Below are 20,920 nucleotides of genomic sequence, written 5' to 3'. Positions count from 1 at the left end.
CGCCACCCGATAGCCTGGCTCGGTCAAGGGCCCCCGTGAAGCCGTCCACCGCTTCCGGGCCGCCCGCCGCAAACCGCCGTCGCCGGGGGAGATCGCCGCCGTGCTGAGGATCCTGACCTTCGTACTCCCGCTCGCCCTCTGGGTGTGGGCGTTCATCGACTGCCTGACCACGCCCGAGGACGAGGTGAAGCACCTGCCCAAGGTGGTCTGGGTGATCATCGTGCTGCTCTTCCCGCTGGTCGGCTCGATCGCCTGGCTGGTGGCCGGCAAGCGGCGCGGCGCGGCGGTGGCCGGCGGCCCCGGCGGCTCCCCGGAGTACGAGCGCCCGCGCGGCGGCCGGCCGCTCGCGCCGGACGACGACCCCGAGTTCCTCGCCTCGTTGAAGAAGGACGACAAGAAGCACGAGGACATGCTCAAGCGGTGGGAGGCCGATCTGCGCCGCCGCGAGGAGGAGCTGCGCGGCAAGGACGAGCCGGAGGACGGCCGGAAGAGCTGACCCGGCTACCCCGGACAGCCCAGTCGGACCGGTTCCGGGTGGGCTGCGGTGTTTTTGGCGCATCCCTACGAGTGACAGAGACCCTGACCCGCTGCGCCGCGCCGGCCGCGACCGCCCGGCGGCCGTCGCCGGCCCTCTGCGGAGCGCCCCGCCCGACCCCTCGGCGCACGCCCCTGACCTGCACGTTCCCTTATGTTCAGATCATCTTCCGGAAGCCGTGAGGACAGCTTCGGGTAATCGAACGGACACCGACCGTACGCAGTCCCACCGACCGGTTTCTGTGCAGCCCTGACATCTAAACGGACCCGACCTTGTACGGAATCGACGCCGAAACCAGCGTGCGGCCCCTCGTACAGTCATAAGTGAAGAAAGTGATTCGCAGCCGGGGGCACAGCAGACGTTGGCTGTCGGACAGTTCCCTCACCCTTGGAGTGGTTCGAGATGACGGTTGTGCATGAGGCGCCGGTCGGCGACGAGATCCCCGAGATCGCGGCCGACGCCCACGGGCGGGTCGCCGAGCTGCACGAACTGCGCGACCAGGTCCGCCGCGGCCCGAGCGAGAAGGCCACCGAGGCCCAGCACGCCAAGGGCAAGCTGACCGCACGCGAGCGCATCGAGCTGCTGCTCGACGAGGGCTCGTTCCGCGAGGTGGAGCCGCTGCGCCGGCACCGCGCCCAGGGCTTCGGCCTGGAGGCCAAGAAGCCGCACACCGACGGCGTGGTCGTCGGCTGGGGCACCGTGCACGGACGGACCGTCTTCACCTACGCCCACGACTTCCGGATCTTCGGCGGCGCCCTGGGCGAGGCCCACGCGCAGAAGATCCACAAGATCATGGACATGGCCATCGCGGCCGGTGCCCCGCTGGTCTCGCTGAACGACGGCGCCGGCGCCCGCATCCAGGAGGGCGTCACCGCCCTGGCCGGCTACGGCGGCATCTTCCAGCGCAACACCCGGGCCTCCGGGGTCATCCCGCAGATCTCGGTGATGCTCGGCCCGTGCGCCGGCGGCGCCGCGTACTCCCCGGCCCTGACCGACTTCATCTTCATGGTCCGCGAGACCTCGCAGATGTTCATCACCGGCCCGGACGTGGTCCAGGCGGTGACCGGCGAGAAGATCACCCAGAACGGCCTCGGCGGCGCCGACGTCCACTCCGCGGTCTCCGGCGTCTCGCACTTCGCGTACGACGACGAGCAGTCCTGCATCGAGGAGGTCCGCTACCTCCTCTCGCTGCTGCCGCAGAACAACCGCGAGATGCCGCCGACGGTCGTCAGCGACGACCCGGTGGACCGCCGCAACGACGTGCTGCTCGACCTGGTGCCGGCCGACGGCAACCGCCCGTACGACATGCGCAAGGTGATCGAGGAGATCGTCGACCACGGCGAGTACCTGGAGGTCCACGAGCGCTGGGCCACCAACGTGCTCTGCGTGCTCGCCCGGATCGACGGCCACGTCACCGGCATCATCGCCAACCAGCCCCAGTCGCTGGCCGGCGTGCTGGACATCAACGCGAGCGAGAAGGCCGCGCGCTTCGTCCAGATGTGCGACGCCTTCAACATCCCGCTGGTCACCATGCTCGACGTGCCCGGCTTCCTGCCCGGCGTCGACCAGGAGCACGACGGCATCATCCGGCACGGCGCCAAGCTGCTCTACGCCTACTGCAACGCCACCGTGCCGCGCATCCAGCTCATCCTGCGCAAGGCCTACGGCGGCGCGTACATCGTGATGGACTCCCGCTCGATCGGCGCGGACCTCTCGTTCGCCTGGCCGACCAACGAGATCGCCGTCATGGGCGCCGAGGGCGCCGCCAACGTGATCTTCCGCCGGGACATCAACGGCGCCGAGGACCCCGAGGCGATGCGGGCGCAGAAGATCAAGGAATACAAGAACGAACTGATGCACCCGTACTACGCGGCCGAGCGCGGCCTCGTGGACGACGTCATCGACCCGGCCGAGACCCGCCAGGTCCTGGCCTCCTCGCTGGCCATGCTGCGGACGAAGCACGCGGACCTGCCGTCCCGCAAGCACGGCAACCCGCCGATGTAGCACCGCGGTTACCACGCCACCGACCACACACCACACTTGCGCCGGGGGAGAAACCGAATCATGACCGCTTCCGCCGAACCTCTCGTCCGTATCGTCCGCGGCTCCCTCGACGACGAGGAACTCGCCGCCCTGACCGCCGTCCTGCTGGCCCGCGCCGCGGCCGCCCAGCAGGCCGCGGCCGCCGCCGCCCCGATCGAGCCGATCGCCAGCTGGCAGCGCCTGGAGCGCCGCCCGGCGTACTACTCGCCGGTCAGCTGGCAGCAGGCCGCCTGACGGCCCGACACGCCCGCCCGACGGCCGGTCACCCTCCCGGGTGGCCGGCCGTCGGCGTACTGGGGCCCCGCTCCCCGGGCGTCCCGGCCCGGACGGACCCGCCCCGGCCCCGGACGGTCCCGGTCGGGCCCGGGGCGGCTCGGTAGAATACCTACTGGACGGTATGTGATCTCCGCGCCGTCGCGGCCCTAGGATCAGCCGCTGCCGGAGCGTGCGAACTACCCAGGGAGGCTGCGATGGCCAGGCAGGCCCGGGCACTGGCGACCCGCCAGGCGGTGCTCCTCGCCGCGGCCGAAGTCTTCGACGAACGCGGCTACGCCGCGGCCACCATGGCGGACATCCTGGAGCGGGCCGGCGTCACCAAGGGGGCGCTGTACTTCCACTTCCATTCCAAGGAGGAGCTGGCGCTGGCCGTGATCGAGGGCCAGGCCGACTGGCTCGCCACCTGGCGGCCGACCTCCGACAGCCCGGTGCAGACCCTGATCGACCTGGGGTACGCCTTCGCCCACGCCCTGCTGGACGATCCGCTGGTGCGCGGCAGCATCCGGCTGACGATCGAGCACGGCAGCTTCACCCAGCCGCAGATCGAGGCCTACCAGGGCTGGTCGGACGCGGCACGCGCGCTGCTGGAGCAGGCCCGGGAGGCCGGCGACCTGCACCCGGGCCTGGACGTCGCGGCGGCGGCCGGGGTGATCACCGGGGCGGTGACCGGGATCCAGCTGAGCTCCCAGGTGCTGGCCGGCCGCCGGGACCTCCTCCAGCGGATGACCGACCTCTGGACGCTGCTGCTGCCGGGCCTGGTCCAGCCGCACGCGCTCGCCCGGCTCAGCGTGGCCGAGCGGGGCGCGGGCGGCGGCTGATCCGGCGGCGGCCGCCGGCGGCGGGGTGCGGCACTACGGCGCGCAGGTCCGGTAGGCGGCGCAGCGGTCCCCCGGGACCAGCGCGGGCAGCGCCGCTCCCCACAGGCTCCGCACCGCCTCCGGGCGGAGCCGGTCGGCGTCCTCGGGGGCGAGCAGCACCAGCCCCGCCGCCAGGGTGGTGAGCAGTTCGGCGGCCGGGCGCGGGTCCAGCCCCGGGCGCAGCTCGCCGGCCGCCGCCGCGCGCTCCAGCAGCCGCCGGACCACGGCGGTCAGGCTGTGCCAGGCGTCCGAGCCGCCCCGGGCGCCCTGTCCGAGCTGGACTCCGGCCCGGACCACGACGTCCTCGCGGAGCAGCCGGGCCAGTTCGTGCGAGAAGTCGATCAGGCCCTGGAGGGCCGGTCCGCCACCGCGCAGGGCGCGGAGCGCGGCCGAGCCGATCTCGCGCCCGGCCGCGGCCCGGACGCCGTCGGCGAGTGCCTGCTTGGAGACGAAGTGGAAGTAGAGCGCGCCCTTGCTGACGCCCGCCCGGCGGCTGATGTCGATCAGGCTGGCGGACTCGAACCCCGCGTCCGCGAAGGTGACCGCCGCGGCGAGCAGGACGGCCTGCCTGGTCCGACCCGCGCGTTCCTGCTTGACCACTCGGCCCCTCCGGCCTCGGCGCCGGCGAGATCGCGGCTCGCCCGGCTGCTCTCAGGGCGTCGTCGTCGATGGTGCGACGCCTCGCATGCGGACGGGCCATCCCAAACCGCATGGTTGGTATCTAATCTAGCCCCTCGCTCGACGCCGCCGTCCAGGGGGGATCGGCGCCCGTCCGGGGCGCGGACTTCTCCCCTCGGCACGTTCCCGCAGTCCAGCCCGCGGGTACCGTGGTCACGCGGAGTGCTCGGCAGCGACGACCCCGCCAGTAGTGCGCAAACCGGGTGGTCTGTATGTTTTACCGAGGCCGTCTGCGCGGCCGGTCGGCCGAGACCCGGGAGTGGGGCCAGTCATGCCATTGATCGTAGATCCGGACGCCGGCATCCCCTATGCCCACCCCGGTCCCGGCTACGACTTCCACGAGCGGACCGTCTCCCGGCACCTGGTCCACCGCTCCTGTGTCTCCGACGTCCTCATCACGGGCTGGCAGTCGGCCGGCCCCTACGACTTCCTGCTGGGCGCCCAATGGCCGCGACTGCACGGCTTCTATCGGCTGCCGGACGACCGGCACCACGACCCGCTGCTGATGGCCGAGACCGTCCGCCAGGCCGGTCTGCTGATCGGCCACGTCGGCTTCGGCGTGCCGCGCGGCCACCACTTCACGCTGGACGAACTCTGCTTCACGCTCGGCCCGGCCGGGCTGGACGGGCTCGCCGTGGGCGCCGGACCGGCCTCGCTGATGCTCAAGGTCGGCTGCCAGGACGTCCGGATGCGGCACGGCCGACCGGCCTCGCTGCGGGTGCACGTCGAGGTCGAGCGGGACGGCCGTCCGGTCGGCCACGGCTCCGGAGAGCTACGAGTGCACTCCCCCGCCGCCTACGCCCGCCTGCGCGGTCCGGGACCCCGGCCGGTGCCTCCCCGGCTGTCCGGCGCGCCCTCGATGCGGGCCGCGGCGCTGTCCGCGCCGACCGCGCCCGAACTCGTCGGCCGCGAGCGGTCCGCCGACGTGGTGCTCGGCGCGTCCCCCGCGCCGGACAGCTGGCTGCTGCGGGTGGACCCCGGCCACCCGGTGCTGTTCGACCCGGCGGCCGACCACGTCCCCGGGATGCTGGTGCTGGAGGCCGCCCGGCAGGCCGCCCAGCGGCTGCGGCACCCCGAGACGGTGGTGCCGGTCGAGCTGCTGTCCTCGTTCGACCGCTTCATCGAGCTGGACCGGCCCTGCCTGGTGCGGGCCGTCCGGGAGAGCGGCGCGGACGGCCGGCGGGTACCGGTCCGGGTCCAGCTGGTCCAGGACGGCCGGACGGCGGCCGAGTGCCGGCTGCTGACCGAGCCGGCCCGGCAGGAGGCCCGGGACACCCGCCCCGCCGGCTCCGGACGCGCGAGGGGCCTGCCGCTCGCCAGCTGACCCCGGACCGGTGTCCGGGGCCGGCGGGCGGCCGGCAGGCCCCTCGTCCGCACCCTCAGGCGGCCACCAGCGCCGCGGGGCGGCCGGCGTGCATCACGCTGAGGTTGGCGGCCAGCCTGGTCGGGTCCTGGGCCAGCCAGAGCCGCAGCGCGGCGCCCAGCATGGCGCTGGCCGAGCCGATCCGCACCTGCGTCACCTGGGCGATCCGGGCCGCCCCCGGCACCAGCAGATCGGCCAGCGGCGTCGGCAGCCAGACGGTCAGCGCGCACGGCGCGGGGGCCGTCAGGGCGCCCAGCAGCCGGTAGGCGTCCGCCTGCGAGCTGAGCGTCGGAATGATGTCCAGCAGGCCGTCGGCCACGACCTCGGACACGTCGCTGCGGTGCCCCTGGGCGAGTCTGCGGAGCAGCGTGCGCTCGGCGGCGGTGATTCGGACGGTCAGCATGACCTCGTCGCACTCCATTGCGCGATTTCCTCCTCGGTTCCTCCCCGTGCCGGACCGGGTGGCCGGCACGAACTACCCCTGTCGCACCACGGCCCGGCTTCCTTGGTCGGAGCGCCGGGCCGGTGGGTGGTGCAGCCCCGGTCAGAGCCCCGCGTACGAGTGCTTGCCGGTGACGAAGATGTTCACGCCGTAGTAGTTGAACAGGTAGCAGGCGAAGGCCAGCACCGCGAGGTACGCGGCCTTGCGGCCCCGCCAGCCCGCCGTGGCGCGGGCGTGCAGGTAGCAGGCGTAGGCGACCCAGGTGATGAACGACCAGGTCTCCTTCGGGTCCCACTCCCAGTACTTGCCCCAGGCGGCCTCGGCCCAGATCGCGCCCGCGATGATGGTGAAGGTCCAGAGCGGGAAGACCAGGGCGTTGATCCGGTAGGACAGCTTGTCGAGCGTGGAGGCGGCGGGCAGCCGGCGCCAGATCGACGGCGAGGTGCCGAGCGGGCCCCTGGCCAGGCCGGCCGCCATCCGCTTGTCGAAGGAGTCCTTGCCGAGGTACAGCAGGGTCGCGATGAACGCCGCGTACAGGGCGCCGCCGCAGATGATCGCGGTGGAGACGTGGATCGCCAGCCAGTACGAGTGGAGCGCCGGGACGAGCTGCTCGGACTCGGTGTACAGCACCGAGACGGCGATGCCGAGGGTCAGCAGCACCGCCAGGGTGACCGGCAGGCCGAGCCAGCGGACCGGCTTCTTCGTGAGCAGCAGGCCGAGGAAGGCCACCGTCATGGCGAGCGCGAAGGCGCAGGAGAACTCGTACATGTTGCCCCACGGCCAGCGTGAGACCGAGAGGCCGCGGGTGACCACGCCGCCCGCGTGCAGCATGGCGCCGAGCACCGTGAGCGAGATCGCGATCCGGCCCGACAGGTCGGCCTTCTCGCTGGTGCCGGCGGCGCCGGGGCCGTCGACCTCGCCGTCGCCGCGCCCGCTGGTGACCACCGTCGCGCCCTCGCCCGCCAGCGCGGTGCGGGTGAGCGTGGTGGTGCCGCCGCCGGCCGAGGCGACCGTGACGGTCACCTTCTTGCCGCTCCCGGCTGCGGGCGCGGCCTCGGCGACGGTCTCGGCCAGGCCCGCCTGCGCGGACGAACGGACGGCGACGGCTCCCTTGGAACCGAACGTCCACTCGAACATGTACGCGAACATGGCGATCAGGTAGACGGCCATGGCCGAGTAGATCAGCTTGTTGGACAGGTCGGCCAGCTGTGGGTCGACCGCCGAGGCGAGATGCACCGTCTACTCCTTGGAGTTCTGGTCGGCAGGGACTGCGGGGTCTGCGGGTGCCGAGGGCTCGGGGGGCGCTGCGGCCCCGTCGGGCTCGGCGGGTTGATCGGGCTCGGCGGCCCCGGCGGCCCCGGCGGGTTGATCGGGCCGGTGGGGACCGGTCGCGCCGGAGTCCGGCTCGTCGGCCGCCGGAGCGTCGTCCTGGAGGTCGACCGCCAGCTCGGCCAGCTCCTCAGCGGTCTTCGCCGACTCGCTGCGGCCCAGCCCGGCCAGCTCGACCAGGGTGCCGCCGCCGGGCAGCGCCACCGCGCGCACCCAGATCCGCCGGCGCTGCACGAAGAGCGAGCCGATCAGGCCGAGGATCGCCAGCACGCCGCCGGTCAGGGCGATCGCGTTGCCCGGGCGGTGCGAGACGTTGAAGCTGGCCCACTGCTTGTAGCCCTCGAAGGTGACGCTGCCGTAGCCGTCCGGCAGGTCCCACGCCTGGCCCGGCTTCAGCCGGACCTTGGCGATCTTGCCGTCCTGCTGCAGCTGCGTCAGGTTCTTGGTGTTGAGCTGGTAGACGTTCTGCGGCAGGCCGGAGTCGGTGCCGAGGTCGCCCGCGAAGGCGTTCAGCACCAGGGCCGGGTCGGCGTCGCCGGGGAAGAGCGAGCGCGGACCGGTGTTGGCGTCGAAGGCCACCGGGGCGGTCGGCAGGAAGAAGCCGGAGAAGCCCATCTGGGTCCGCTTGCCGTCCTTCTCGCCGTAGTCGGAGACCTTGATGACGCCGGTGGAGGTCAGGTTGGGGTCCTGCGGCAGGAACGGCGTCGCACCGGTGTAGACCACCGTTCCGGCGGCATTGCGCACGGTGACCACCGGGGCGTAGCCGTGGCCGATCAGGTAGACCTTGCTGCCGCCGATCTCCAGCGGGTGGTTGACCTCGATCGAGCCCTGCTTCAGCTTCGACGCGTCGCTGCCGGAGTAGTACTCGACGTTCGCGGTGAACTCCCGGGCGGCGCCGATCTGGTCGCCCTTGGTCTGGAAGCGCGAGGTGAAGTCGTTGAGCTTCAGGTAGAACGGGTCGAGGTCCTGGGAGCTGTAGAACCGCGAGCCGGTGAAGTCGTCGAGCTGGGTGATCGTGTTGGAGTAGCCCTCGCCGGCGACCATCAGCTTGCCGCCGGTGCCGCTGGCCAGGCTCGCCCAGGCGAAGCCGCCGAGCAGCGCGAACAGCGACAGGTGGAAGACCAGGTTGCCGACCTCGCGCAGGTAGCCCTTCTCGGCGGCCACCGCGCCGCCGGCCAGGTTCGCCCGGAACCGGCGGCGCCGCAGCAGCCGGTGCGCGGCGGCGTTCACCTCCCGGGCGTCCGCCTCGGTGCGCCAGGCCGCGTAGACCGGCATCCGGGTCAGGTTGCGCGGCGCGGCCGGCGGCTGGGCGCGCAGCACGCCGACGAACTGCCAGGTGCGCGGGACGATGCAGCCGGCCAGCGAGACGAACAGCAGGATGTAGATCGCCGAGAACCAGACCGAGCTGTAGACGTCGAACAGCTGGAGCTTCTGGTAGATCGGCGCGACCGTGGTGTGCCGGGCCTTCCAGGTCTCGACCTTGAACTCGTTCTGGCCGCTCTGCGGGATCAGCGAACCCGGGATGGCGGCCAGCGAGAGCAGGAAGAGCAGGATCAGCGCGACCCGCATCGAGGTCAGCTGGCGCCACATCCAGCGCAGCCAGCCGAACGCCCCTATCCCACCGGGGCCGTCGGACTCGACCGGGGCGCTGGTCAGCCGCTCGGCCGCGTCCTCGACCGCCTGGGGGGGCAGCTCGGTATCGGTCGTGGTCTTGCTCACGGTCAGATTCCGATCTGGAAGTCGGCGGTCCAGGACTGCAGTTCGTTCACCATCGAGTCCCAGACCCCGGTGACGAGCAGCAGACCGACCGCGACGAGCATGCCGCCGCCGATCCGCATGACGAGCGGGTAGTGCCGCTTGACCCAGCCGAAGGCGCCCAGGGCCCGGCGGAAGGCCACCGCGGCCACGACGAACGGTACGCCCAGGCCCAGGCAGTAGGCCGTCATCAGCAGCGCGGCGCGGCCGGCGTCGGCCTCGTTGAGCGCCAGGTTCTGGACGGCGGCCAGGGTCGGGCCGAGGCAGGGCGTCCAGCCGACGCCGAAGACCACGCCCAGCATCGGCGCGCCGAGCAGGCCGACCGCCGGGCGGCGGTGCGAGCGCACCTCGCGCATGCTCAGCCCGGGCACCAGGCCCATGAAGGCGAGGCCCATCACGATGGTCAGCGCGCCGAACACGATCGAGATGACCCGCCGGTGCTCCTGGAGGGTCGAGCCGAAGAAGCCGAACAGCGCGCCGGTGGAGACGAAGACGGCGGTGAAGCCGAGGATGAACAGCAGCACCCCGAGCAGCATCCGGCCGCGCCGGGCCCCGCGCGCGTCGGCGAGGTCGGCGGCCGAGAAGCCGGTGACGTAGGAGAGGTAGCCGGGCACCAGCGGCAGCACGCACGGCGAGAAGAACGACGCCAGACCGGCCACCAGCGCGATCGGCGCGGCCACCAGCAGCGCCCCGCTCTGGATGGTCCCGGTGGTGTCGGCGAGTTGGGCCGCGGCACTCACTGCTGCTGCTCCGCGAGGACCGGCTGGAGCATCGACTCCAGGCCGTCGTCCAGCTGGCCGCCGACGGCCCGCACGGCGAGCCTGCCCTCCCGGTCGACCACGATGGTGGTCGGCACGGACTGCGGGTTGAGGCTGCCCTTGGGGAACTTCAGCAGCTGCGTCCCGGCCGGGTCGTAGAGGCTCGGGTAGGTGACCCCCCGCTCCTGCTCGAAGCGGACGGCGTTGGTGATCTCCGGGTCCCGGGTGTTGATGCCGAGGAACTGGACGCCCTGGTCCTTGTACTTGTCCCAGATCCGCTGGAGGTCGTCCGCCTCGGCCCGGCAGGGCCCGCACCAGGAGCCCCAGACGTTGAGGACGACGACCTTGCCCCGGTAGTCCGAGAGCTTGACCGGGGTGCCCTCCAGGGTGGTGCCGGAGAGGTCCGGCGCGTCCTGGCGGTGCCCCACCGCGGCCTTGGAGATGTTGCTGCCCTTGGCCGAGACGAAGCCGATCTGGCCGTCACCGCTGGCCGACGAACCTGAGGAGCTGCAGCCGCTGAGGGCGAGCGCGGCAGCGGCGGCGGTGGCGGCGGCCGCTGCGGCGACACGGGGACGGGGGCGCGTCATGCCAGACATGTGAAAAGTTTCGCATGGAGTTCCGGGCAGGTTCGGGGGGGTCCGACATTCCGTGTCGAACCCCCTCTGACCTGCGGCTGGTCCGGACCACCCGACGGCGGTCAGGCGCCGAAGCTCTTACCCACCGGCTTGCTCTTCCCGCCCTTGCCGACCAGGTGCGCGGGCAGCAGGTCGCGGGCCGGCTCGCGGTAGCCGACCGACACGATCCGGTCTCCCTCGTAGGTGAAGCTGGTCAGCGAGGCCAGCGAGCACTGCCGGTTGCGCGGGTCGTGCCAGAGCCGGCGGCGCTCCACGAAGGAACGCACGATCCAGATCGGCAGCTGGTGGCTGACGCAGACCGCCTCGTGGCCGCGCGCGGCGTCCCGGGCGGCGGCCAGCGCGCCCATCATCCGCACCGCCTGCTCCAGGTACGGCTCGCCCCAGGACGGCTTGAACGGGTTGGTCAGGTACTTCCAGTAGCCCGGGTTCTTCAGCGAGCCGTCGCCGACCCCGAAGGTCTTGCCCTGGAAGATGTTGTCGGCCTCGATCAGCCGCTCGTCGACCGCGAGGTCCAGGCCGTGCGACTTGGCGATCGGCTCGGCGGTCTCCTGCGCCCGCTCCAGCGGGGACGCCACCACGTGGGTGATGTCCCGGCCGGCCAGGTCCTCGGCGACCCGGTCGGCCATCTGCCGGCCCAGCTCGGACAGCCGGTAGCCGGGCAGGCGGCCGTACAGGACGCCCTCCGGGTTGTGCACCTCGCCGTGTCGCATCAGGTGGACGACGGTGGTGTCGTTGGTGCTCACTTCTCAGTACTCCTGGTGGTCGGCCGCGGCTACGCGGGCTGGGCCTCGGCGGCCGCGCGGGCGGCGGCCGGCAGTGCGGCGGCGATCCGCTCGATCGCCCGCTCGTCGTGGGACGCCGAGACGAACCAGGACTCGAAGGCGGACGGCGGCAGGTAGACGCCCTCGGCGAGCATCGCGTGGAAGAAGGCGTTGAAGCGGAACGCCTCCTGGGTCCTCGCCTCGTCGTAGTTGGTCACCGCGGCCTCGGTGAAGAACACCGAGAACATGTTCCCGGCGGTCTGCAGCCGGTGCGCCACGCCCTCCTTGGCCAGCGCGCCGGAGACCATCGCCGACAGCTCGGCGGCCACCCGGTCCACCGTGGCGTACACCTCGTCGGTGCAGCCGCGCAGCTGGGCCAGGCCCGCCGCGGTGGCGATCGGGTTCCCGGAGAGGGTACCGGCCTGGTAGACCGGGCCGGCCGGGGCCAGGTGGCCCATGACGTCCGCGCGGCCGCCGAAGGCCGCCGCCGGGAAGCCGCCGCCCATCACCTTGCCGAAGGTGAGGAGGTCCGGCGCCCAGCCCTCGTGCGCCGCCTCCAGGCCGTACCAGCCCGCCTTGGAGACGCGGAAGCCCGTCATCACCTCGTCCGAGATGAACAGCGCGCCGTTCTCCCGGCAGAGCCGGGCCAGACCGCCGTTGAAGCCGGGCAGCGGCGGGACGACGCCCATGTTGCCGGGCGAGGCCTCGGTGATCACGCAGGCGATCTCGCCCGGGTGCGCCCGGAAGGCCTGCTCGACCGCGGCCAGGTCGTTGTACGGCAGCACGATGGTGTCGCCGGCCTGGGCGCCGGTGACGCCCGGGGTGTCCGGCAGGCCGAAGGTCGCGACGCCGGACCCGGCGGCGGCCAGCAGCGCGTCCACGTGACCGTGGTAGCAGCCGGCGAACTTCACGATCTTGGCCCGGCCGGTGAAGCCGCGGGCCAGCCGGATCGCGGACATGGTCGCCTCGGTGCCCGAGGAGACCAGCCGGACCTGCTCGACCGGGGCGATCCGGGCGACGATCTCCTCCGCCAGCTCGACCTCGCCCTGGCCGGGCGTGCCGAAGGAGGTGCCGTGCGCGACGGCCCGCTGCACGGCGTCGATCACCGCGGGGTGCGCGTGGCCGAGGATCATCGGGCCCCACGAGCACACCAGGTCGACGTACTCGCGGCCGTCCGCGTCGGTGAGGTAGGGGCCGCTGCCGGACACCATGAAGCGCGGCGTACCGCCGACCGCGCGGAAGGCGCGCACCGGGGAGTTCACGCCGCCGGGCGTGACGACCGAGGCGCGGTCGAAGAGCGACTGGGACTGGGGGGCTTCGTAGGGGTAGCTCACGGGAGACATGGTCTCAAATCGTGTCCTTCACCTCTGCATGTCGGACCTCATCATCTGGAACGATGATCCGGGTGACGAAGTCTGTACGGTTATCCGTACAACGGGGGTCCTGGCGACCCCGGCCGCACGGACCAGTCAGACTGTGTACTCCGGGTGTGCGCAATCTCCGGTGTTTCAGGGGTGTGAAGAGGACTGCCGCGTGCCATGACTGGGTACGGCGGCGCATGACGGGTAAGGAGCACGACCGGTGGGACGCCGGACGTGCGGGGGTCTGTCGATTCCGGCGAATTCCGGTGAGGATGGTCCGAGTGTCCGAGGCGCAGGACGGCTACGACGAGGCCGCGGGTGGCCCCCGCCGCCCCGCCGAGGCCGCACGCGGGGGTACGGGAGCGGGTACGGGGCGTGGCGGTCGCGGTGGCGAGAGGCGGGGTGAGGGACGCGTGGGGGTGACGTACAAGTACTTCGGCGCACCCGACCGCGCCACCGCCGCCAGAGTCCCCACCGCGCTCGGCCCCGGAGGGCTCGGCCTGGACGCGGGCGAGCTCGGCTCGCTGGGGCGGCTCGGCGACCTGATGGAGACCAGCGGCTCGCCCAACGGGCACCTCTCCACCAAGATCAAGCCGGAGACCATGAGCGCCATGGTCCTCACCGGCATCCAGGGCGTGCCGCTGCACCAGGTGCCGCCGCTGGAGCTGGTCGTGCTGCACCCCGACTACGCGGTGGTGCAGCTCCCGCAGAACGTCGTCGAACCACTGCGCAAGGCCGACGAGACCGAACTCGGCGCCGCCGCGTTCATCTGGTCCACCGTGCCCGACCGCCGCGGCCCCCGGGACGCCTTCGTGATCTACAGCATGCTGCACGAGTGGCAGGACTTCGCCAACCGGCTGCACGACGCGGGGCACCAGCTGTACTGCCTGGTCTGGCCGTAACCTCCCGCCGCCCGCACGCGCGTCCGCCCCGGGGCGGGTGCTCCGGGGCGGACGGGGGCGGGTTGCCGGCGGGTCAGCCGGCGGCGGCCTTCTCCGGCGCGGGGACGGCCGCGTCGGATCCGGGGCCGGCGGGCGCCTCCGGAGTGCGCTCGCCGCGGCGCACGGCACCGAGGCTGGCCGCGACCACGCAGACGACGCCGGCGAGCTGGAGCAGGCTCATGGTCTGGTGCAGCAGCACGAAGCCGATCAGCGTGGCGAAGCCCGGCTCGAAGCTCAGCAGCGTCCCGAACGCGGCCGTGGTGAGCTTGCGCAGCGCCAGCATCTCCAGGACGTACGGCAGGACCGGCAGCAGCACCGCGGCCCCGGCCGCCCCGGCCACGATGCCGGGGGTGAGCACCGGCACGGCCTGCACCAGCCCGAAGGGCGCGGCGCACAGGGCCGCCACCGACAGCGAGATGGCCACCCCGTCGACGCCGGAGAACCGGTCGCCGACGCGCTGGGTGAAGATCACGTAGCCGCCGAGCGCCGCCCCGGACAGCGCCCCGAAGGCGAGCCCCACGAGGTCGACCGAGCCGTTCCACGGCTGGGTCAGCGCCAGCACGCCGCAGACCGCGAGCAGCGGCCAGATCACGTCGATCCGCCGGCGCAGGCCGGCCACGGCGACGGCGAGCGGCCCGAGGAACTCCAGCGCGCTGGAGACCCCGAGCGGGATCCGGGAGATGGCCACGAAGTAGGAGATCGTCATCAGCGCGCTGACCGCGCCGAGCGCGGCGGCGAGCAGGAGGTCCTGCCGGCTGCGCCCGCGCAGCCGGGGCCTGGCCCAGATCAGCATGATCGCGGCCGCGAAGGCGAGCCGCAGCGAGGCGGTGCCGAGCGGTCCCGCCGTCGGGAACATCCAGGTCGACACCGCGGCACCGGACTGGACGCAGATCATCGCGCCGACGGCGAGGGCGGCGGCGCCGTAGGTGCCCGGAAGTGCCTTCCGAGCACGGCCCGTCGTGGTGGTCGCTGGGGGCATGAGGTGGTGGTCCTTCCGCGGGTACTCGGCGCAGGTCTCGGGTCTCGGATCCGGCCGTGGGGGGTGGCCCACGGCCGTCCGCCACGGTCACCGTACGCACGTCGCGGGCCTCCTGACAGGCCGTCGTGAGATGTACGGGCCGCGGCGGCCGGAGATCCGGGACACCGGGCTCCCGAGCCGGCGTCACACCGCGGCGGCTTCCACGGTCTCCGCCGAGACGGTGTAGCCCTTGAAGGTCTCGGTGATCGACTCCAGGACGTCCTCGGCGGTGGCGCCGCGGAACCGGAAGCGGCCGCCGACGTGCTCGTAGCCGTGCGCGACCGGCAGGACGTCGCCCACCTTGGCCAGCGACTCGGCGTACGGGCCCGGCGTCCGCCCGACCATCGAGGTGATGTGGGTGAAGCGGCACGGCCGGGGCGCGGGCGCCGGCACCACCAGGAAGCCGGCGACGTCCTGGGTGTCCCAGTCGGGGCCCTCCTCCAGCGGCACCCCGAGCTGGAGGTGGAACGCCGCCTTCATCAGGTCGTACCCGTGCACCTCGCGCCAGAGGAACGGCGTCTCCGCGCCGCCGACCCGGGCACCGGTCTCCAGGAAGGAGCAGGTGGCCCCGGTCCCGGTCTCCTCCAGGAACAGCTCCAGGTGGAACGGGGTGGCCCGGTCGGTGAGGGCGCGCATGTACCGCTCGGTGGCCTCGCCGATGATCCGGTGCAGCTCCGGATCGGCCTCCTCGATCGAGCCGTAGAAGGTGCCCTGGGCGAAGTCCAGGCAGGTGTTGACGTAGCGCGAGCCGCGCCAGACCAGCAGCCGCTCGCCGTCGAACACGCCGTCGACGTGGCAGATCGGGTGCGGGTTGCGCACCTGCGCCATGAGCTTCCAGCGGCCGAACTCGATCCGGTCGAGGTCCTCCGGGCCGGAGACCACCACGACGCCGGCGCTGCCGCTGCCGTCGCGCGGCTTCACCACGAGGTCCCAGCCGTGCTCGGCGGCGAAGGCGGTGATGTCCTCGGCCGCGGAGACCGCGGCGAAGGCCGGGATCGGCAGGCCGGCGGCGGCGATCCGCTCGCCCATGACCACCTTGTCGCGGAACGCGAGGACCTCGTCGAGCCGCATCCCCGGGAGCCCGAGTTCGGCCCGGACGACGGAGGCGTTCTCCAGGTCCTCCTCCTTCAGCGTGATGAGGCGGTCCGGCGTGCCGTGGCGCTCGGCGAGGCCGAGGACGGCGGCCCGCAGCTGCGCGAGGTCCTGGATGTCGTCCAGGGTCACGACCTCGGCCGCGCCCTCGGGAACGGCCCCGCGCCCGAGCGGGCTGGTGATGTACGTGACGGCACACCGCGTGTGGTCGAGGTAGGCCGCGTAGTCGGCGTAGGTGTCCTTCCAACGGTTCATCACGATGACGTGTGACATTCCGTGGTCTTCCGACGTTCTCACTTCACCCATCCTGATTCTGTACGGCGGTTCGGCGCGGACGGCTCAGTACGTCAGCACCGAGCCGGTGTGGACCTGGTCGATGGAGCGGTGCCCGATGACCTCGGTGGAACCGGCCGGGACGACCCGGGCCTGGGCACCGGCGTAGCCGTCCGGCTGGTAGAAGACGCCCCAGAGGGTCTGCCAGGGCCGCTCCTCGCCGGTGGCCGGGTCGACCATGGACTCGGTGCGCGGGACGACCCGCTCCTGCACCACGCAGCCCGCGGCCGCGCCCTCGGTGAGGGCCGTGCGCCAGGCGTCCTCGGCCGTCTCCCAGCCGGCGACGACGCCGTGCCCGCCGAAGAGGTTGTTGGGCTTGAGGATCAGGGTGTCGCGGCGGGCCATCAGGTCGTCCAGCCGGCCGGGGACCAGCAGGTCCTCGGCGCGCTGGAGGGACCTCGTCCACGGCAGCGCGCGGTCGATGACCTGCCGCTCGGCGGCCGTGAAGCCGCTCGCGTAGTGCGGGTCGGAGAGCAGCGCCATGCAGCCCTTCTCGCCGAAGAGGTTGCTCTGCAGGGTGTGCCAGAGCAGCACCGTGCCCGCCTCGTGGGCCCGGAAGACCGGCTCCGCCAGCTCGACGAACGCCGGGTCCTCCAGCAGCTGGTCGGTGTCGAAGGCGCGCCACACCACGTCGATGACGTGGCCGTCCAGCACCAGCCGGCCGTCCTTCACCTGGAGGTCGTCGAGCTCGCCGAGGTGGAGGTCCAGGCCGAGGCCGCGCATCACGCGGTGCACGTTGTACCAGGTGGCCGCGCCGAAGGTGTCCAGGCCGCCCGGGCCCTCGATGATCGCGACGACCGGCTCGCGGTCGCCCGCGACGGCCTTGGCGGCCTCCTTGATGGTGCGCACCGTCTCGCGGCCGGTGTGCACGTAACCGAGGCCGTGCTCCTTCGCGAAGGCCGCGAAGGCGTCGATCTCCAGCAGGCCGCGCGGCACCTCGCCGGCCCAGTCCCAGCCGCCGAGGTCGCTGCCGATGCCGAACTCCAGCAGCTTGAACGCGTCGCCGTCGTGGTAGACGTCGGCGCGGCCGAAGACCACCGGGGTCTGGTGCGCGTGGCGGCGCATCAGCTCGGCGCGGGCGCCGTGCACGCCGACGGCGTCGAGGAAGCGGTCCAGGTCGCCGTCGAAGAGCCGGTCGGGCAGCGTGGTGAGCATGCCCAGCAGGGCCATCAGGTCGTCGGCGAACGCGCGGATCTCGCGCTCCTCGACGAAGTTGGGCCGCGGCGGGTAGGGGCGCTTCCAGGTCGGGATCGCCGGGTTCGCCGCCAGCGTCCGCATGACGTCGACCAGGCCGTTGCCCGGGATCTTGCAGGCGGCGTTGTACGCCTCGGTCACGCGGTTGGTCATCGTCTGTTCTCCGTCATCACGTTCTCCGTACTCGCTTCCGTACTCGCGTCCCGCACGGCCGCCCACGGGCGCCGGCACCCCCGGTGCCGGCGCCCCTGTCCGCGGCCACCCCCGTACCGGCCCCCGTGCCGGCCACGGTCCGCTCAGAGGTCGAGCACCAGGTCGGTGACCGGCCGGGTGATGCAGAGCAGCACCTCGTCGTCCTCGGGGTCGACGCCCGGGTCGGTGTTGTAGCTGACGGTGCCGCGCTTGATCCGGACGGCGCACGTCCCGCAGACCCCGGCCCAGCAGAGCGACTCGGGCTTCAGCCCGCCGCGCTGCGCGAACATCAGCAGCGCGGTGGAGGACGGCTCCCAGCGCAGCGTCCGGCCCGAGCGCTGGAACTCGATCTGGAGGTCGGCGATCCGGCCCAGGGTCTCCAGCGCGTCGTAGCCGCCGGCGGTGTCCCGGCGCAGCACCGTCGGCGACAGCTCGGTGAAGCCGAGCCCGGTGAACCACTCCCGGGCCTCCCCCGGCTCCACCCGGACCTCCGCCACCGGCTCGCCGCTGAGCATCAGCAGCACGGCGGCGACCAGGAGCCGGCCGAGGCCGATGCCCCGCCGGTCCGGCGCCACCGCCAGGTCGTACAGCTCGGCGCCCTCGTCGGTGCGGTGGACGCCGACGCAGGCGATCACCGTGCCGAGCTGCTCGATCAGGCAGAACTCCTCGATCCGCTCGGCGTGGAACGCCTCCGGCCGGACCGGCAGGGCGGCGCCCGTCGCCCCGGTCAGCTCGCGGACCGCCGCCAGGTGCGCGGCGCCGGCCCGGCGGATCTTCACCTCGTCGATGTCCGGCCCGCCCCGGGCGATCAGGATCCCGACCGGACTGGTGAGAGCAGAGGTCATCGGGCGTCCGGCCCCTCGTGCTCGACCACCAGCCGGTAGCGGTCCATCACGGCGAGCGCCGCGCGCCGCACGGCGGCGTGGTCGGTGCCGCGCAGCCGGAACCGGCCGCCGATGTGCTCGTACCCGCCGCTGCCGTCGAAGACGGTGCCGACGTCGGGGACGACCTCCGCGTACACCTCGTCGACGGTGTCCAGCAGGGAGCTGCGGGACACCACCGTGCTGGGGTACGGCCGCGGTTCGGGGATGCTGACCCAGCCGCCGGCCACCCCGTCGGGCAGCGCCTCGGCGGGCACCGCGGGCGGCAGGCCGATGGTGGCCCGGAACGCCTCGGCGAACAGGTCGATGCCGAACAGGTCGCGGTGCACGAAGGGCACCTCCGCGCCGCCCGGGCGCAGACCGACCTCCAGGAAGACCAGCTCGCCGCCGGGCGTGTCGAAGAGCTCCAGGTGGAAGGGGCCGTCGACGAGGTCCAGCGCGTCCAGGCAGCCGCCGGTGAACTCGGTGACCCGGTCCAGCCGGGCGCCGGGGTCGAGCAGGACCGACCCGAGCGGCGTGCCGGTCAGGAAGTCCAGGCAGGTGTTGATGTACTCCGACGCGCTGACGAAGTGGAACTTGCCGTCCCGGCGGATCCCGTCCACGTGCAGGATCGCGCCCTCGACGTACTCCTCGCACTCGAAGCCTTCGAGCTCCGCGCCCTGTTCGACCAGCAGCGCGGCCAGCTCGGCCTCGTCGCGGACCAGCACCACACCGCGCGCCGACCAGCCGGCCCGGGGCTTGAGGATCAGCGGCAGCCCGACCTCGGCGGCGATCCCGGCGGCGGTGCTGCCCGCGTCCAGCCGGCGGAACCGCGGCACCCGCAGGCCCGCGCCGCCGACGAGGTCCTTCATCCGGGCCTTGTCGCGGAAGGCCGTCACGAACTCCGGCCGCCAGCCCGGGACTCCGAGCTCCTCCCGCAGCTGCGCGGTGGAGAGCACGTCGTACTCCGAGGGGCCCACGATCGCGTCGAAGCCGCCGTGCAGCTCGGCGAGGCGGCGGGCGATCGGCAGCAGCGTCCCGATCTCCAGGTCGTCGACCACGACGAGGTCGAGGGCGCTCTCCTCGTCCAGGATCGGCAGGCCGCACGGCAGCGTGATGTACGCCAGCCGGCAGCTGCCCGGCTCGACGAACCGGTGGTACTCGCCGAACTCGTCGTCGAACCGGTTGACGACCAGGTACTGGGGGATCTCTCGACTAGACAAAGCGCACCTCGTCCCGGACGGCGTGCCAGCGCGTCGCGGCGTCCTCGTACGACTCGGCCTTGTAGACCACGTGGCCGAGGAAGCAGCGGAAGTCCTCGGCCGGCAGGATCGGCTCCCCCGGCCGGACGTAGAGCTTCACCTCCAGGGTGTCCGGGTGGTCGCGCAACTCGTCCAGCCCCTCGATGTGCTGATACTGCGTCAGCCCGTGGGCGGTGAAGCAGGCGATGCCCACGTACTTGGCGGTCGGCGCCGACTCGGCGCCCACCTCCTCGGCGGTCAGACCGGTGTAGCCGGCGAGCATGATCCGCACCTGGGAGATCCCGGTGACGGCCTCCACCAGGTTCGGGATGCGGTGGCCGGCCAGCCGGGCGCCGAGCTCGATCAGGACCGGCTCCCCCGCCGGCAGCCGCAGCTCGCAGTGGAACGGTCCCCGGGTGACGCCGAGCGCCTCGCAGACGCCGGCGACGTACGCGTCGATGGCCGCCCGGGCCTCCGGGGCCGCCGGGTGCGGCATGATCTGGCCGAGCTCCACGAAGTAGGGCTCCGGGCCGAGCATCTTGGTGGTGACCGCCAGGACGACGGCGCGGCCGTTCTCGACGTACCCCTCGACGCTGACCTCGGGTCCGTCCAGGTACTCCTCCAGCAGCACCGGGCCGTCCAGCACCCGGCCGAGGTCGGTGCGGTGGTCGGCGCGCAGGCTGCGGAAGGCGGCGAGGAGCTGCTCGGGCGAGTCGACGCGGCTGACGTGGATGCTGCCCGCGGACTCGGTGGGCTTGAGGACCGCCGGGTAGCCGACGTGGGCCGCGGCGGCGAGGAGCTCCCGCTCGTCGGTGGCCTCGGCGTGCCGGGGCACCCGCAGCCCGGCCGCCTCGACCAGGCGGCGCATGGTGGCCTTGTTGCGCAGCCCGCGCGCGGTGTCGGCCCGCAGACCGGGCAGGCCCAGGGCCGGCGCCAGCCGCGCCACGGTGTCCACGTAGAACTCGAAGCCCGGCACGATGCCCGCCAGCGGGCGCTCGGCGTGGAGCGCGGCGGCGACCTCGGCCAGCGCCTGCTCGTCGTTGGTGTCCACCACGACCAGGCGGTCGACGTGGGTGCGGGCCGCGTCCGGGAGGCGCCGGTCGTCGACGTCCGCCGACGCCACGACGGTCTCGAAACCGAGCGCGTGCGCCTCCGCGAGCAGGGCGACCCCTGACGAACTCGGCTCGACGATCAGGACGCGCCCGCGCGAGGCGGGCAGTTGTTCAGACATCAGTGTTCAACCCTCACGGACGGGT

General features: G+C 72.8%; 20 protein-coding genes. 6 read left to right on the top strand and 14 right to left on the bottom strand.

Annotated features, from left to right (window positions below; genetic code table 11):
• Nucleotides 1-100 precede the first annotated feature (100 nt).
• The 4 genes from ACFWA9_RS06275 (at nucleotide 101) to ACFWA9_RS06260 (ending at nucleotide 3,672) form a co-directional block, all read left to right on the top strand.
• Nucleotides 101-496, top strand: coding sequence for a PLD nuclease N-terminal domain-containing protein (locus ACFWA9_RS06275; RefSeq protein WP_352286251.1), 396 nt, complete (start codon nucleotides 101-103; stop codon nucleotides 494-496).
• A 441-nt stretch (nucleotides 497-937) separates the two neighbouring features.
• On the top strand, nucleotides 938-2,539 hold the full coding sequence (locus ACFWA9_RS06270) for an acyl-CoA carboxylase subunit beta (protein WP_329488246.1): 1,602 nt from the start codon (nucleotides 938-940) through the stop codon (nucleotides 2,537-2,539).
• 60 nt (nucleotides 2,540-2,599) lie between these two features.
• Nucleotides 2,600-2,812, top strand: a complete 213-nt coding sequence (locus ACFWA9_RS06265; protein ID WP_329488248.1) for an acyl-CoA carboxylase epsilon subunit — start codon at nucleotides 2,600-2,602, stop codon at nucleotides 2,810-2,812.
• A gap of 236 nt (nucleotides 2,813-3,048) precedes the next feature.
• Nucleotides 3,049-3,672 (top strand): ScbR family autoregulator-binding transcription factor, encoded by a 624-nt coding sequence (locus ACFWA9_RS06260; protein WP_329488249.1) that lies wholly within the window; start codon nucleotides 3,049-3,051, stop codon nucleotides 3,670-3,672.
• A gap of 33 nt (nucleotides 3,673-3,705) precedes the next feature.
• On the opposite strand, the gene ACFWA9_RS06255 is transcribed toward ACFWA9_RS06260, so the two are convergent.
• On the bottom strand, nucleotides 3,706-4,311 hold the full coding sequence (locus tag ACFWA9_RS06255; RefSeq protein ID WP_352286249.1) for a ScbR family autoregulator-binding transcription factor: 606 nt from the start codon (nucleotides 4,309-4,311) through the stop codon (nucleotides 3,706-3,708).
• A gap of 349 nt (nucleotides 4,312-4,660) precedes the next feature.
• On the opposite strand from ACFWA9_RS06255, the gene ACFWA9_RS06250 reads away from it, so the two are divergent.
• A complete protein-coding gene (locus ACFWA9_RS06250) occupies nucleotides 4,661-5,713 on the top strand; it encodes a ScbA/BarX family gamma-butyrolactone biosynthesis protein (RefSeq protein WP_380383608.1) in 1,053 nt (350 codons plus the stop codon).
• Between the two features lie 55 nt (nucleotides 5,714-5,768).
• Here ACFWA9_RS06250 and ACFWA9_RS06245 read toward each other — a convergent pair whose 3' ends face one another.
• The 7 genes from ACFWA9_RS06245 to hemL all read right to left on the bottom strand — a co-directional run bounded on the left by ACFWA9_RS06245 (nucleotide 5,769) and on the right by hemL (nucleotide 12,775).
• The gene (locus ACFWA9_RS06245) at nucleotides 5,769-6,173 is read right to left on the bottom strand and encodes a hypothetical protein (RefSeq protein WP_329488253.1); all 405 of its coding nucleotides are present in this window, start codon (nucleotides 6,171-6,173) and stop codon (nucleotides 5,769-5,771) included.
• Nucleotides 6,174-6,296: 123 nt separating this feature from the next.
• Nucleotides 6,297-7,430 carry a c-type cytochrome biogenesis protein CcsB gene (ccsB, locus tag ACFWA9_RS06240; protein WP_380383605.1) on the bottom strand — a complete coding sequence of 378 codons (1,134 nt, stop codon included), beginning with the start codon at nucleotides 7,428-7,430 and terminating at the stop codon, nucleotides 6,297-6,299.
• A 3-nt stretch (nucleotides 7,431-7,433) separates the two neighbouring features.
• Nucleotides 7,434-9,242 (bottom strand): cytochrome c biogenesis protein ResB, encoded by a 1,809-nt coding sequence (locus ACFWA9_RS06235; RefSeq protein ID WP_380383602.1) that lies wholly within the window; start codon nucleotides 9,240-9,242, stop codon nucleotides 7,434-7,436.
• Between the two features lie 2 nt (nucleotides 9,243-9,244).
• On the bottom strand, nucleotides 9,245-10,018 hold the full coding sequence (locus ACFWA9_RS06230; protein ID WP_329488256.1) for a cytochrome c biogenesis protein CcdA: 774 nt from the start codon (nucleotides 10,016-10,018) through the stop codon (nucleotides 9,245-9,247).
• A complete protein-coding gene (locus ACFWA9_RS06225) occupies nucleotides 10,015-10,623 on the bottom strand; it encodes a TlpA disulfide reductase family protein (RefSeq protein WP_329488257.1) in 609 nt (202 codons plus the stop codon). The genes ACFWA9_RS06230 and ACFWA9_RS06225 overlap by 4 nt, the downstream gene beginning before the upstream one ends.
• A gap of 110 nt (nucleotides 10,624-10,733) precedes the next feature.
• Nucleotides 10,734-11,381, bottom strand: coding sequence for a histidine phosphatase family protein (locus ACFWA9_RS06220; protein WP_329492147.1), 648 nt, complete (start codon nucleotides 11,379-11,381; stop codon nucleotides 10,734-10,736).
• Between the two features lie 62 nt (nucleotides 11,382-11,443).
• On the bottom strand, nucleotides 11,444-12,775 hold the full coding sequence (gene hemL / locus ACFWA9_RS06215; RefSeq protein WP_352286241.1) for a glutamate-1-semialdehyde 2,1-aminomutase: 1,332 nt from the start codon (nucleotides 12,773-12,775) through the stop codon (nucleotides 11,444-11,446).
• A gap of 290 nt (nucleotides 12,776-13,065) precedes the next feature.
• Here hemL and ACFWA9_RS06210 point away from each other — a divergent pair, with 290 nt between their 5' ends.
• Nucleotides 13,066-13,695, top strand: a complete 630-nt coding sequence (locus ACFWA9_RS06210) for a hypothetical protein (RefSeq protein WP_380383597.1) — start codon at nucleotides 13,066-13,068, stop codon at nucleotides 13,693-13,695.
• A 73-nt stretch (nucleotides 13,696-13,768) separates the two neighbouring features.
• Here ACFWA9_RS06210 and ACFWA9_RS06205 read toward each other — a convergent pair whose 3' ends face one another.
• The 6 genes from ACFWA9_RS06205 to ACFWA9_RS06180 all read right to left on the bottom strand — a co-directional run bounded on the left by ACFWA9_RS06205 (nucleotide 13,769) and on the right by ACFWA9_RS06180 (nucleotide 20,895).
• Entirely contained in the window at nucleotides 13,769-14,713 is a 945-nt protein-coding gene (locus ACFWA9_RS06205) for an EamA family transporter (RefSeq protein ID WP_352286230.1), read from the bottom strand.
• 183 nt (nucleotides 14,714-14,896) lie between these two features.
• On the bottom strand, nucleotides 14,897-16,117 hold the full coding sequence (locus ACFWA9_RS06200) for a biotin carboxylase (RefSeq protein ID WP_329488268.1): 1,221 nt from the start codon (nucleotides 16,115-16,117) through the stop codon (nucleotides 14,897-14,899).
• A gap of 66 nt (nucleotides 16,118-16,183) precedes the next feature.
• On the bottom strand, nucleotides 16,184-17,524 hold the full coding sequence (locus ACFWA9_RS06195; protein WP_329488269.1) for a hypothetical protein: 1,341 nt from the start codon (nucleotides 17,522-17,524) through the stop codon (nucleotides 16,184-16,186).
• 143 nt (nucleotides 17,525-17,667) lie between these two features.
• Complete coding sequence (locus ACFWA9_RS06190; RefSeq protein ID WP_380383592.1) at nucleotides 17,668-18,408, bottom strand: GNAT family N-acetyltransferase; 741 nt, start codon at nucleotides 18,406-18,408, stop codon at nucleotides 17,668-17,670.
• Nucleotides 18,405-19,646 (bottom strand): acetyl-CoA carboxylase biotin carboxylase subunit family protein, encoded by a 1,242-nt coding sequence (locus ACFWA9_RS06185; RefSeq protein ID WP_380383589.1) that lies wholly within the window; start codon nucleotides 19,644-19,646, stop codon nucleotides 18,405-18,407. The genes ACFWA9_RS06190 and ACFWA9_RS06185 overlap by 4 nt, the downstream gene beginning before the upstream one ends.
• Entirely contained in the window at nucleotides 19,639-20,895 is a 1,257-nt protein-coding gene (locus ACFWA9_RS06180; RefSeq protein WP_380383586.1) for an ATP-grasp domain-containing protein, read from the bottom strand. The genes ACFWA9_RS06185 and ACFWA9_RS06180 overlap by 8 nt, the downstream gene beginning before the upstream one ends.
• Nucleotides 20,896-20,920 lie beyond the last annotated feature (25 nt).

It is taken from the genome of Kitasatospora sp. NPDC059973 (assembly GCF_042737525.1).
Taxonomy (GTDB): domain Bacteria; phylum Actinomycetota; class Actinomycetes; order Streptomycetales; family Streptomycetaceae; genus Kitasatospora.
The sequence above is the reverse complement of the archived record's forward strand: the minus strand, read 5'-3'. Positions and strand labels throughout refer to the sequence as shown.